The 12268-nt window shown below is 67.0% G+C and carries 11 protein-coding genes; 7 read left to right on the top strand and 4 right to left on the bottom strand.

The window, feature by feature from the left end:
• The first annotated feature begins 41 nt into the window (after window positions 1–41).
• Window positions 42–1211 carry a phosphotransferase gene (locus GII31_RS17775; RefSeq protein WP_213244695.1) on the top strand — a complete coding sequence of 390 codons (1170 nt, stop codon included), beginning with the start codon at window positions 42–44 and terminating at the stop codon, window positions 1209–1211.
• 46 nt (window positions 1212–1257) lie between these two features.
• Here the strand turns inward: GII31_RS17775 and GII31_RS17770 are convergent, their stop codons facing one another.
• Complete coding sequence (locus GII31_RS17770) at window positions 1258–1920, bottom strand: hypothetical protein (protein ID WP_213244694.1); 663 nt, start codon at window positions 1918–1920, stop codon at window positions 1258–1260.
• Window positions 1921–2013: 93 nt separating this feature from the next.
• On the opposite strand from GII31_RS17770, the gene GII31_RS17765 reads away from it, so the two are divergent.
• Window positions 2014–2796, top strand: a complete 783-nt coding sequence (locus GII31_RS17765) for a DUF1707 SHOCT-like domain-containing protein (protein ID WP_213244693.1) — start codon at window positions 2014–2016, stop codon at window positions 2794–2796.
• A 32-nt stretch (window positions 2797–2828) separates the two neighbouring features.
• On the opposite strand, the gene GII31_RS17760 is transcribed toward GII31_RS17765, so the two are convergent.
• A complete protein-coding gene (locus GII31_RS17760) occupies window positions 2829–3650 on the bottom strand; it encodes a hypothetical protein (protein WP_213244692.1) in 822 nt (273 codons plus the stop codon).
• A gap of 116 nt (window positions 3651–3766) precedes the next feature.
• A complete protein-coding gene (locus GII31_RS17755; RefSeq protein ID WP_213244691.1) occupies window positions 3767–4711 on the bottom strand; it encodes an AEC family transporter in 945 nt (314 codons plus the stop codon).
• Between the two features lie 125 nt (window positions 4712–4836).
• On the opposite strand from GII31_RS17755, the gene GII31_RS17750 reads away from it, so the two are divergent.
• The 3 genes from GII31_RS17750 to GII31_RS17740 all read left to right on the top strand — a co-directional run bounded on the left by GII31_RS17750 (window position 4837) and on the right by GII31_RS17740 (window position 8403).
• A complete protein-coding gene (locus GII31_RS17750; RefSeq protein WP_213244690.1) occupies window positions 4837–5529 on the top strand; it encodes a DUF4190 domain-containing protein in 693 nt (230 codons plus the stop codon).
• A gap of 188 nt (window positions 5530–5717) precedes the next feature.
• Window positions 5718–5891: a 50S ribosomal protein L32 gene (rpmF, locus tag GII31_RS17745; RefSeq protein ID WP_005191264.1), complete on the top strand. Its 174-nt coding sequence runs from the start codon at window positions 5718–5720 to the stop codon at window positions 5889–5891.
• A 145-nt stretch (window positions 5892–6036) separates the two neighbouring features.
• Window positions 6037–8403, top strand: a complete 2367-nt coding sequence (locus GII31_RS17740) for a CocE/NonD family hydrolase (RefSeq protein ID WP_246221937.1) — start codon at window positions 6037–6039, stop codon at window positions 8401–8403.
• 69 nt (window positions 8404–8472) lie between these two features.
• On the opposite strand, the gene GII31_RS17735 is transcribed toward GII31_RS17740, so the two are convergent.
• Entirely contained in the window at window positions 8473–9246 is a 774-nt protein-coding gene (locus GII31_RS17735; RefSeq protein WP_213244689.1) for an SDR family oxidoreductase, read from the bottom strand.
• A 301-nt stretch (window positions 9247–9547) separates the two neighbouring features.
• Here GII31_RS17735 and GII31_RS17730 point away from each other — a divergent pair, with 301 nt between their 5' ends.
• Entirely contained in the window at window positions 9548–10507 is a 960-nt protein-coding gene (locus tag GII31_RS17730) for an AurF N-oxygenase family protein (protein WP_213244688.1), read from the top strand.
• On the top strand, window positions 10507–12168 hold the full coding sequence (locus tag GII31_RS17725; RefSeq protein ID WP_213244687.1) for an FAD-dependent oxidoreductase: 1662 nt from the start codon (window positions 10507–10509) through the stop codon (window positions 12166–12168). Before GII31_RS17730 ends, GII31_RS17725 begins: the two co-directional genes overlap by 1 nt.
• Window positions 12169–12268: the final 100 nt, after the last annotated feature.

Below are 12268 nucleotides of genomic sequence, written 5' to 3'. Positions count from 1 at the left end.
CCCGGACCACCTACTGTCGTATCAACGGTAGGATCGTCAGGATGGTGGAGATGGCAACGATCGCCGAGGTGGGACGCACCCTCAAGAACATCGCGCTCGGGGCGTCACCGTGGGTGCCCGGGCAGAGCCGTCATGGCGTCGGCGGGTTCACGGCCGACGAACTGACCGCGGCACTCGCGGGCGAGGTGCCCGGCGCCCGCATCGAGAGCGTGGACGTCCGCGCCGGTGACGCGATGACCACCGACCACGCCCATCTCGCCCTCACCTGGAACGAGGCCGGACGCACCGCCGGCCTGCCCACAGCACTGTTCACCAAAGGAACCCCCGCCGGAGCGTCGACACGCATCCTCAACTCGGCGTTCGGCCTGTGCCAGAACGAGGTTCGGTTCTACAACGAGCTGTACCCGGCGGTCGCCGACGTCACCCTCACCCCGTACGGCGCGCGGCTGCGCAGCGGCGGTCGGTTCGCGATAGCCCTGGCCACGCTCGAACCGCACGAGGCGACGTTCTTCGAACTCGGGCAGACCGTTCCGCTCGCGCACGCCGGGTCCGTCGTCGACGCACTGGCGACACTGCATTCGGCATACTGGGATTCACCGAGATTCGGTGGCGATCTGAACTGGCTCACCCCGTACTCCCGCCAACCCGGCTGGCCCATCGGGCAGCGGGTGATGCCACTGGTCAACCGTACCTGGCTGCAGCGCCGTGACGATGTTCCGCCGGCGATCAAACAGCTCACCACCGGATACCTCAAGAATCAGCGCGTCTTCGACGCCGAACTCGAATCTCTGCCGTCGACGTTCTGCCACGGCGACACCCACGCCGCCAACACCTTCGCCCGCGCCGACGGCACTGCGGGCCTGTTCGATTGGCAGCAGGTGCACAAGGCACCCGGCATGCGCGATGTCACCTACTTCATCGGCTGGTCGCTCGAACCGGATGTGCGCGCGGCGTCGGAAAGAGATTTGATCGCCCGCTACCTCGACGGCCTGCGGACCCACGGCGTGACCGGCGTCCCGTCCCTCGATGAGGCTTTCGCGCTGCACCGATGGTTGATGATGATTGCCTGGAACGCGGCCTGGGCGCCGCTGGCGATGTACGGCGGAGACGACCACACCCTCTGCACCCGGCTGTTGTCCCGCTTCATCGCCGCCCTCGATGACCTCGACACCGCGGGTGCGGTGCGTGCCGTTCTCGATCGACACGCCTGACCGCGTTGTGGCCGCGACGAGCCATCGGAGAAATGTCGCCGCGGTGTCAGCGGTTCCAGTTGTCCGGCGGCCGGTTGACCGGGTACCCGCCCGGATCGGCCGGCGGGTAGCCGGGGCCGGCCTGCGGATAGTTCGGGTAGCCGCCGGGCGGTGGATAGTTGGGGTAGCCGCCGGAGGCGGCCGGAGGGTATGTGGTCGGCGGTTGCTTCCGGCTTGCCCCGATGATCCACAGAATCCCGCCGACAACCGCGAGGAAGGCTCCAGCACCGCCACCGAACACCGTGAGGAGAACGCCGCCGACGCTCTGGAAGATCCCTGCCGCCGAGATCTCCGATGTTGCCACCGCATAGCTGTCGCAGGTGATCGTGTACGACCCGGATTCGGTGAAACCGACTCCCTGATACGACTTCACCGAACGGCCGTCGTAGGTGAACGTGGTGTTGAAACCCGAGGTGACGGTCGTGGTCGGAGCCGGTCCGTCGAATCGGCAGTTCGGCCGCTCGTAGTCGGTGCCCGAGCTCTGACCGAACAGGAATATCTCATCGCCCGCGTCGAACTGTCTGGTCACCGAACCTTCGATGACGAAGGCGTTGTCGGCCATGTCGGCGACCTTGCCGAAACCGGTCACGGCGAAGATGACGCCTACGACGACGGACACGAGCATGATCAGGATCCCCAGGATCGTGAACAACTTGCCGACTTTTGCCATGTCTGAATGGTTCCATACTCCGCAGTCGAAGTCAGGGTGTAACTGGGGGATTGTCCGGAGTCCGAACGACCGCACCGCCACTACGCTGGGTACATGACCACCTCGCCCGAGCCATCGGAGGGCCTCACATCAGGGTCCGACGGATCGACCACTCCAGCCGATCCCGCCGTGCCGGTCACCGCACCCGACCCGATTCCGCCGGTCAGCGCGCCCCAGCCGATCCCGCTGCGCAAGACCGATATCGCCGCCGCCCACGTACAGAGTCTTGACCCGCGCGCGCGACTGCGCGCCTCCGACGCCGATCGCGAACTGGTGCAACAGATTCTGTCGGCGGCCCTGTCCAATGGCAGCCTGTCGCTGTCGGAGTTCGACGAACGGTCGTCGAAGGTCTTGGTGGCCAAGACATTCGGCGACCTCGACAATCTCACCGACGATCTTCCGGTGGCTCAGCTGGGAGTGCCGATCCCGCCGGCATCGGGGGTCGTACCGGCATACCGGGCCGGCACCGGTTCGGGGCGCCGCCGGGTGCAGAACGCGGTCGCGGTGATGTCGGGGTGGGAGATCGGTGGCAACTCGGCGGTAGGCGGCAGCCTGCAGGCGTTCGCGCTGATGGGCGGTATCGATATCGACCTGCGCGACGTGGAGTTCACCGAACCCCGGCTCGCCATCCGCTGTGCGGCGATCATGGGCGGCATCGACATCGTCGTCCCACCCGACGTCACTGTCGAGGTGAACGGCTTCGCCCTGATGGGTGGCTTCGGCACCACGGCCGCCGGACTGGGTGCTCCCGGTGCGCCCACCGTCGTCGTCACCGGCCTCGCGCTGATGGGTGGCGTCGATGTCAAGCGCAAACCCCGCAAAGATCGTCCGAAATAGGGGCCGGCTCGGGCATATGCCCGAGCGGAGCCCTATTTCGGACGAACTTTGCGGATGCGGTGGCGACCCGCGTCGGTGACCGTGCAGATGTCGGCCAGTGCCTCGTCCCAGCCGAAGAGCACGTCGTCGTACGTCAGGCGCATTGTCATCCATCGCCCGGCCAGACTCTTGCGGTCGCGGCGCCGATCCTTGCGGTAGTTCTCGGGGCTGGTGTGATGAAGCCTGCTGTCGCACTCGATCAGGAGCCGACCGATACGCAGGTCGGCGTACCCGCCGATGGACTCGATCCTCGGTTGCACGACGACATGAAAGCCGCGGTTTCGCAGGCGGGTGCGGACAATGGATTCGGTTCCCGACTGCGACCGGGCGTCGCACGCCCGCATCCAGTCGGCCACCGGGCTCGGGATGTGTCCCATCCGGAATCGGAGTTCGTCGGCAGAGATCCGTCGTGAGTTCATCACCGAATCGGCGGCGGCTATCCAATGCTCGCGGGTCATGCAGCGCGCCGCGTACATCAGGGCGAGCGGAACATCGTCGACAGCCTTGGTGACCGGCAGCGGTCCGCCGAATCCGGAGCAGAAGCCGTCGGCCATCGATCTGCTGTATTTGCCGGCGCGCACGTGCAGGTCCGGGTAGCCGGGCGCGACCCACACCTGATGTTTGCTGAGTGCGGATACGCACCCGAGCGCACCGCCCCGGCGTACGGCGGCCACGACTTCGGGGTCCGCGGACCGGTCGGCATACCAGCCGCTGCGCACCCGGTGCAGGACGCCCGCGTCCAGTGCGTCGCGGATCTGGCGGTCTCGGTATCCGTGGGCGAGCAGGTCTGCTCGCCGGTAAACGTGATGATCCATGGGGATTGGACGCACGAGAAGCCTGTTTGGATCCATCGAAAATGCTTTCGTCGGATATAGGGGTCGGCGCCGCCATATGTCCGAGCCGGCCCCTATATCGGACGAAGTTTGCGGCCTCAGGCCAGCAGGAGGGCGATCACCGCGATGGTGGGGATGGAACCGAGGGTGGTGATCAGGGCGGTGTCGCGGGCCAGGATCTGGCCGCGGCGGTAGCGGGTGGCGTAGACCAGCACGTTCTGGGCGGTGGGCAGGGCGGCGATCACCACCTGCGCGAACAACTGGTGGCCGGTCTGGCCGAACCCGAATCGTGCCACCAGGTACACCATCACGGGCATCACCACCAGCTTGAGTACGCTCGCCAGCGCGATGTCGCGCCGCGGACTCTCGCCCTTCTTGAACACGGCGACGCCGGTCAAGGACAGGCCGAACGCGAGCAGCGCCGCCGGTACGGACGCCGAACCGAGCATCTCGAACGACTTCATGATGGCCTCGGGCGGTGTCCAGCCGATCAGCGAGATGATCAGTCCCGTGACCCCGCCGAGCACGATCGGGTTGGTGACCGGGGTGATCACCGAGTCGAGCAGGGTGGCGCGCCGGCCGGTTCCCGATTGCCGGCCGAGTGCGGTCAGGTCGAGTGCGGTCAGGGCGATCGGTGAGTAGATGAGGATCTGGAACAGCAGCAGCGGGGCGATGAACGAGGCGTCGTCGAGGACGAAGATCGCGATCGGCAGGCCCAGGTTGACGCTGTTCACATACGACGCGGACAGGGCGCCGATGGTCAGCTCGGGGATCGGCCCGCGCAGCCACAGACCTGCGATGAGCAGGTAGACCACCCCTATCGCGAAGGCGCTGCCGCCGGCGATGACCAAAGTGGAGGAGAACACCACCGACAGGTCCGAGGTCACCAGCGAGTGCAGCAGCAGCGCTGGGGTGCATACGAAGAACACCAACCGGGAGAGCACCTCGTGGGCGTGCTCGCCGAGTGTGTTGGTGCGTCCGAGCAGATACCCGGCGCCTACCACGATGAAGATGACGGTGAACCCGGATATCACGCCAGACATTTGAATGATTCTAGGGAGCCGGGTGGGTGTGACCGGCCACTCGCCGCGGTGGCGGGCTAATCTGGGCGGCATACGAGGGCCGAACCCGCCCGGGAAACCGGCGATGCTCATGGAGGCGACGATTCATGTCCAACTCGAACGGAACGTCCGACCCGGCGGGGCAACCGGACCCGAAGCCCGGTCCGGACCTGACCAAACGAGACGGCGCCGCGGCCGCGGAGACCTCCCGGTTCGGCACGACGCCGGAGGGCTGGTCGCGTGCTCCGGCCGACGGCGACGGCAGCCCCGAGCAGTTCGCGCCCACCCAGTTCGGCGTTCCGTCGCAGTTCGATGTGCCCACCCAGTTCGGGACCACCCCGACCCCCGCGCCCGACAATCCGTACGGGCAACCGGGCGCCCCCGATACGTACGGGCTCGGCGGATCGGGATCGGCCCCGTACAGCCCGTCCCCATACACTCCGCCTGCTTACACTCCATCTGGCTACAATTCGGGGCCCTACGACCCCGGCCCGTACGGTGCGCCGGGCTATGGCCCGTCGCCGTACGCGTACGGCGCACAACCGACCAACAACGGTAAGGCGATCGGGTCGCTGGTGTGCGGCATCGTCGCGGTGGTGGGACTGACTTTTTGCCTCGGGGCTCTCGTCGGTATCCCGGCGGTGATCCTCGGTCCGCAGGCGAAGCGGGAGATCGCCGCGTCGGGCGGAACGCAGACCGGCGACGGGATGGCGACGGCCGGTATCGTGCTGGGCTGGATCTCGATCGGCCTGACCGCGGCGCTGGTCGCGTTCTTCGTGGTGGTCGGTGCTTTCGGGTGACGGTCTCGTCGGCGCCGGAGCAGGCCGTTTTGGAGCTTTGCGGTCATCGGCGCTAGTCTGGTTGGGTTGTGTGTTGCGCCCGGCAGGGCGCTGCGCACAGTTCGGCCGGTCGTCCTACGAGCTTCGATGCGCATAACAGGCGGTCGCGCGAGACTTGTAGTGCAGACAGTAACAAGAAGGGTTCAACCATGGCTGTTCCGAAGCGCCGGATGTCGCGGGCCAACTCCCGTAGCCGTCGTTCGCAGTGGAAAGCGGACAATCCCGCTCTCCAGGAGGTGAAGGTGAACGGTGTTCCGCAGCGTCTGCCGCGTCGCCTCGTCAAGGCCGTGCAGGCCGGGATCCTCGATCTCGACCGTCGCTGACGGCTCCGTCACCGGGTAATCGGTGACCATTAGAAGATACTGACGACAGCCGCCCCGACCATGTGTCGGGGCGGTTGTCGTCGTCGGTGGCAAATGCCGTGGAATCGGGTGCCGGTGGCGCGGGCCTGGTCTAGTGTCGCGCACTATGGGGCGCCTTGCGGGTCGTGTCGATGTTCCGGCGGTGCGTCGAGCGCCGATCATCCCGGGCAGGACGATGCGGACCTGGGTTCCGTTCGTCACGGCCCTGGTGACCGCGGTCCTGCTCACCGTCACCCTGGCAGATCCGCCGCGCGCCGATGCCGCGGTGCGCACCGGTACCGGCGCCGGAAGTGTCACGCAGGCCTATCTGGTCGACGCGGAGCCGGGTGCGCGGGTGCGACTGATCGGTCCGTCGGGCGCGATTGCCGGTGGTGGTCGTGTGGATCGGCTGGGTTCGTTCCTGGTCCGGGAACTGGCCCCCGGCCCCGGCTATCGGTTCGAGGTCGCCGGCCGCGCCGGCAATACGTTCGCGGTGTTGTCCGGACAACCGCCGGACAGGTCGCTGTACCGGGGCCAGCGGTTCGGGGCGGGCTATCACTATGTGCGGATGCGAGACGGTGTGGAGCTGGCGGTGATGGTGCGGCTGCCGGTGGGTGCGACGATGGCCGACGGACCGTTCCCGACGGTCATCGAATACTCGGGTTACCAGGCTGCCGCACCCGGCGATGTCGCGGTCGGTGCGGTGCGCGAGCGGCTGGGCGACGCCGATCCGCTGGCGGCGTCGGTGGGAGTGATCCTCGGTGGTGCGCTCGCCCCGGCCGCGGGTTTTGCCACGGTCGTCGTGCAGATGCGCGGCAGTGGCTGTTCGGGCGGCGCGTTCGACCTGTTCGACTATCCGACGATCTACGACGGCTATGACATCGTAGAAATCGTTGCCGGCCAGCCGTGGGTGGCGGGCAACAAGGTCGGCATGGTGGGCATCTCGTTCTCGGGAATCTCGCAGTTGTCGGTGGCCGGGACGCGCCCGCCGGGTCTGGCGGCGATCGCCCCGATGTCGATCACCGACGATCTGTATTCGACGGGCTTTCCCGGAGGGATCTTCAACACCGGGTTTGCCAATTCGTGGATCACCGAGCGGCAGAAGGACGCGCGGCCCGCACCCGACGGCGGGCAGCCGTACGCGCGGGAACTGGTGCGGCGCGGCGACCGGCGGTGCCTGAACAATCAGAAGCTGCGTCTGCGGACGCAGAACATTCGCCGGTTGATCGAGGAGAACCCAACGCGCACACCCTCGTTGCTCGATCATCGGTCGCCGTCGTACTGGGCGTCGAAGGTCGACGTGCCGGTGCTGCTGACCGGTGCGCTGCAGGACGAGCAGGTGGGGGCGCAGTGGACCTCGATCATCGACGAGTTCAGCGGCAAGGACGACGTGTGGGTCAAGATGATCAACGGACCCCACCTCGACAGCGTGGCGCCGCAACTGCTCGGTTCCTGGTATGAGTTTCTGAATATCTTTGTGGCGAAACGGGTTCCCAGGTTCAGTGCCCCGCTGGTGGCTCTCGCGCCGGTCGTGTACGGGGCGAGTACCTCGACACCGGGGACGCCGGTGCGTACCGATCGGCTCGCCGGTGCCCGCGATGTCGACGACGCGCGACGGCGGTTCGCCCGGGATCCCCGGATACAGGTGTGGTTCGACAGTGGGTCCGGTTCGCCGGTGCCGGGCAATATTTCGGCGCACTGGCAGCGCGGGTTCGCGGCGTGGCCGCCGGCGTCGGTGGGTTCGGGGACCCGGCTGACGCTGGCCGCACGAGGGAGACTGACGGAAGCGAAACCGGCAGAAGGGAAACCGGCCGCAGGGCGTGCGCCGTCGTCGACGGTGTCCCTGCGTCCCGATCCGGGCTCGCGGCCCGCGGGCACGCTGAATGCGGTGGGCGCCTCGCAGGTCCCGTGGCAGGGGCTCCCGCCGTATCGCTGGTTGCAGGCGCCGGGACGGTCGGGTCTCGGGTTTATCTCTACCGCAAACGATCACGATGTGCTGGTGGTGGGTCCGGCGAGCCTGGATCTGCTGTTGGCGTCGTCTGCGGGGGACACCGATCTGCAGGCCACGCTCAGTGAGGTGCGACCCGACGGCCGGGAGACGTATGTGACCACCGGGCAGTTGCGGGCATCCTTCCGGGATGTCACCGCGGCGTCGACGGTCTTTGAGCCGCGGCGCAATTGGCTGAATCCGAGACGCTTACGGGCCGGTTTCCAGAGTGTGCGCATCGCCCTGAATCCGGTGGCGCACGTCTTCCGGAAAGGGTCGCGGATCCGGATCACGATCACCGCTCCGGGCGGTGACATGGCATCGTGGCGATTCGACACCCCGGCGACCGGCGGGCGGATCGTCGACACCATCGCGCTGGGTCCGGGCGGTTCTTCGCTTGTGCTGCCGGTGGTTCCGGGTGGGCGGGCGGGTGCGCCGCTCTCGCCGTGCGGCGGTCAGCGTGGTCGCCCGTGCCGCGTCTACCGCCCCGCGTTCAACGGCGGGTGAGCGGTGTTGGTGAGATGACGATGCCCGCGGCGCCTTGCGGTGCCGCGGGCATCGTGGACAGGGGTGCGGTCAGCTCTGCGCGAGGTACTTGTTGATGGTCCGCGAGACGAAGTTGGGGACGAACTTGGCGGCGTTGGCCAACACGGTGGTCTGCACGCCCACGGTGTAGGACGTGCGGTGCAGCAGCCGGTCCTGGGTACTCGGGTGCACCGACTCCCACACCTTGTCGGCGATCTGTTCGGGGGTGATGCGCACACCGAGGGTCTTGGTGGACTTGGCGTCGTTCTGGGCGAGTGCGGTCTTGGCCCACAGTGGCCAGATGCCGACGACGCGGATGTCGTCGTTCTCCCATTCGAGTTCGAGCGCCTCGGTCAGGCCCGCGACGAAGAATTTGGCCGCGCTGTAGACGGCGATCTCGGGCTGACCGTAGATGGCCGACGCGGAGGCGATGTTCACCAGGTGAGCGCCGGGGGTGCGGGTGAGGTAAGGGTGGGCGGCCTGCGCGCCGAGCGCGACGCCGAGCGCGTCGATCTCGATCTGGCGGCGTACGGCGTCCGCCGAGATGTCGGCGAGCAGACCCGCGACCAGGATGCCGGCGTTGTTGTCGAGCACGTCGAGAGTGCCGCCGGTGTGCGCGGTGAATTCTTCGAGCGCCTGCGCCCACTGCTTCTCGTCGCGCACGTCGAGGGCGCCGGTGATCCACTCGGGGTGCTCGGCCTTGACCGTGGCCAGGCCGTCGGCGTCGACGTCGTAGACGCCCACTGTCCAGCCTTCGCGGGAGAACCGCTCCGCGGTTGCCAGGCCGATTCCGGCCGCGCCGCCGGTGATGAGGATTGATGGCACTTGTGATGCTCCTGCCTTGATGAACACAGATCCGTGACCTGTGCGCGGTGCCCGATGGGCGATGTGCGCTGACGTGATGTGACCAGCAACTTACCGGCCAGTATCAGACCACCGAACACCGGCCCCGACCAGTGACTGTGATCTACGGCACTGTGAGTGGGATTACTGGCGAGGCTCTCAGTGGCGACTCGGAGCCGGCCCTTCCCGGCGTGAACGTGTTCCTGCTAACTTAACAACGACTATTGATATGACAGTGATCGTTGGTATGATCCAAGTCATACACCGGACGGAGGGACCCACGATGACCACCGCAATGGAACGTGATTTCGGCGGCAACGACGCTACTGACCAGGAGAATCTCGACAACGTCGTCAGCATGCGCGACGAGGGCGCCAACGAGGTCTCCAAGCGGCTGCTGGCCTCGGCGGCGCGGCTCTCGCGCAACGCGATGACCGAGATCGACTGGTCGGCGCCGCTCGACCCCACCAAGTACGGGTGCAGCCCCGAATGGTCCTCGCTCTACGGCACCTCCTACTGGGACGAACTCACCGAGGAGCAGCGCATTTCGGTCACCCGGCATGAGTTCTCGTCGATCATGTGCATCGGCATCTGGTTCGAGATGATCCTGCAGGAAATGGTTATCCGCGACCAGTACCTCGGTGCCTACCACAGCCCCGAATTCCAGTTCGCGCTCACCGAGGTCGCCGATGAGTGCCGCCACTCCATCATGTTCTCCAAGGCGTCGGAGAAGCTGGTCGGCCGCTCCTACAAGCCGCGCCCGTACGTCGGCTTCGCCGGTAAGTTCTTCAAGGCCACCGCCAAGAACGAGGTCGCCTACGCCGGCATTCTCGTCGCCGAAGAGGTGCTCGACGTGTTTCAGCGTGGCTGCATGCGCGACGAGCGCGTCCTGCCGCTCATCCGCACCGTCAACGAGATCCACGTCCTTGAAGAATCGCGGCACATGAAGTTCGCCCGCGAGCAGGTGCGCGACTCGGTCAAGGGCATCGGCGCGGCCCGCCGCCGGTTCAGTGCCCTCTACATCGCACTCGGCGCGTACTTCATCGTCTCCAGCCTGGTCCAGCGTCAGGCATTCGCCGACGCCGGTCTCGACGCCGACCGGGCGGTCAAGGAGATGAAGGGCAATGCGCACTTCCAGTCCATGATCCGCAGCAGCTGCGCCCACCTCATGGAATTCCTCGACGAGGTCGGCCTGCTCACCAAGCCCGCGATGTTCTGGTACCGGAAAGCGAATATGCTCTGATGTTTGTTATCACCCAATCGTGTTGCAGCGACGCGGCATGCGTCGCCGTGTGCCCGGTGAACTGCATTCATCCGACCCCGGAGGAACGCGGCTTCGGCAGCTCCGACATTCTGCACATCGACCCGCAGGCGTGTATCGACTGCGGTGCGTGCGCCGACGCCTGCCCGGTGAACGCGATCTATCCGGCCGACAAACTCGGCACCCGTGACAAGGTGTTCGTCGATATCAACGCCGACTATTACAAGAGCCACCCCGAGATCCGGTCCGGCTACGCCCCCACCGGCGCCGAATTGCCCGGCATGGCACCGTTTCCGGACGTGGTCGCCGCCACCGACGACGACTGGCCCGGCATCACCTACCCGGAGATCCCGAAACTTCCGGGGGGACTGCGGGTTGCGCTCGTGGGCACCGGGCCGTCGGGTGGCTACGCACTGCGTACGCTGCTCGACCGGACCGAGGCGACCGTGACCGTCATTGACAGGCTGCCGACTCCGGGCGGTCTGGTCCGTGCCGGAGTGGCCCCGGACCATCCGGGTACCAAGGGCGTGCTGCACGGTTTCGACCTGCTCTACCGCGATCCGCGTGTCACCATGCTCACCAATGTCGGGGTGGGCGACGGGCCCGACGAGGTGACCCCGGCCGAACTGGCCGATCACTTCGACGCGGTCATCTACGCGGTGGGCGCCAGTGAGTCTCGGCTCCTGGGCATTCCGGGCGAGGACCTGCCCGGCTCGACATCGGCGACCGATCTGGTGGCCTGGTACAACGCCGCACCCGGCGCCGACGCGGGCCCGCCGATCCGGGGTGTGGGCGACGACCGCGCGACGGGCCGCGCGGTGATCGTCGGCACCGGAAACGTCGCCCTCGACGTCGCCCGCATTCTGGTGTCGCCGCCGGAACTGCTGGCCACCACCGACATCGCCGACCGTGCCTTGCAGATCCTGCGGGAACAGAACGTGCACGAGGTGGTCCTGCTGGGTCGTCGTGGCCAGGATTCGGCCGCCTACACCGCACCCGAGTTCCGGGCGCTGTCGGCGATCCCCGGCGTCGACATCGAGGTCATCGACACCGCCGACGGTGAGGTCCCCGATCTGTCGGCACCGGCGAACCACGAACGCCGACGCATCGTGTTCCTGTTCCATTCCTCACCCGAGGAGATCATCGGCGACGACGCCGTCGACGCGGTCGCGATCCGTACCGGCGGCACCAGCCACAAGGTGGCCACCGACCTGGTCGTGCGGTCCATCGGCTATCGCTGCACCCCGATCCCGGGGCTGGCATTCGACGACGCGCGCGGGGTGCTGCGCAACGACGATGGGCGACTGCTCGACGAGGCGGGCCGGGTCATCCCGGGTGGTTACGTGATCGGCTGGGCCAAACGCGGCCCCAGTGGCGGTATCGGCGCCAACAAAATGTGCGCGCAGGCCACCGTCGAGGAGTTCATCGTCGATGCCGCGGCCGGAACACTGACCCGTACGGGCAAGGACGTCAAGGCGTTTGGTTCGCTGGTGCGCGGCCGCGTCAAGCACGTCATCGGCTATCGGGGTATGAAGGCCATCGACCGTGTCGAACGTCGTCTCGGTGCCGCCCAGGGCCGTCCCCGCGTCAAGTTCACCCAGCTCGCCGACATGGTCGGCGCGGCCGGCCGCCGTCGACGCTGACGGAGGTCAGCTCACCGGGATTCGTCATCTCACCGGGCGTTGAATCCTCGTGGGCCGACATTGTCGTCTCGCCGGTGTCGCCGCCGCCGGTGAGGTACTC

It is taken from the genome of Gordonia pseudamarae (assembly GCF_025273675.1).
Taxonomy (GTDB): Bacteria; Actinomycetota; Actinomycetes; order Mycobacteriales; family Mycobacteriaceae; genus Gordonia; species Gordonia pseudamarae.
The sequence above is the reverse complement of the archived record's forward strand: the minus strand, read 5'-3'. Positions and strand labels throughout refer to the sequence as shown.

Coding starts and splice junctions, on each gene's coding strand:
- GII31_RS17775 (WP_213244695.1), top strand. CDS start 42: ATGGTGGAGATGGCAACGATCGCCGAGGTGGGACGCACCCTCAAGAAC.
- GII31_RS17760 (WP_213244692.1), bottom strand. CDS start 3,650: ATGGATCATCACGTTTACCGGCGAGCAGACCTGCTCGCCCACGGATAC.
- GII31_RS17770 (WP_213244694.1), bottom strand. CDS start 1,920: ATGGCAAAAGTCGGCAAGTTGTTCACGATCCTGGGGATCCTGATCATG.
- GII31_RS17750 (WP_213244690.1), top strand. CDS start 4,837: ATGTCCAACTCGAACGGAACGTCCGACCCGGCGGGGCAACCGGACCCG.
- GII31_RS17740 (WP_246221937.1), top strand. CDS start 6,037: ATGGGGCGCCTTGCGGGTCGTGTCGATGTTCCGGCGGTGCGTCGAGCG.
- GII31_RS17755 (WP_213244691.1), bottom strand. CDS start 4,711: ATGTCTGGCGTGATATCCGGGTTCACCGTCATCTTCATCGTGGTAGGC.
- rpmF (WP_005191264.1), top strand. CDS start 5,718: ATGGCTGTTCCGAAGCGCCGGATGTCGCGGGCCAACTCCCGTAGCCGT.
- GII31_RS17725 (WP_213244687.1), top strand. CDS start 10,507: ATGTTTGTTATCACCCAATCGTGTTGCAGCGACGCGGCATGCGTCGCC.
- GII31_RS17765 (WP_213244693.1), top strand. CDS start 2,014: ATGACCACCTCGCCCGAGCCATCGGAGGGCCTCACATCAGGGTCCGAC.
- GII31_RS17730 (WP_213244688.1), top strand. CDS start 9,548: ATGACCACCGCAATGGAACGTGATTTCGGCGGCAACGACGCTACTGAC.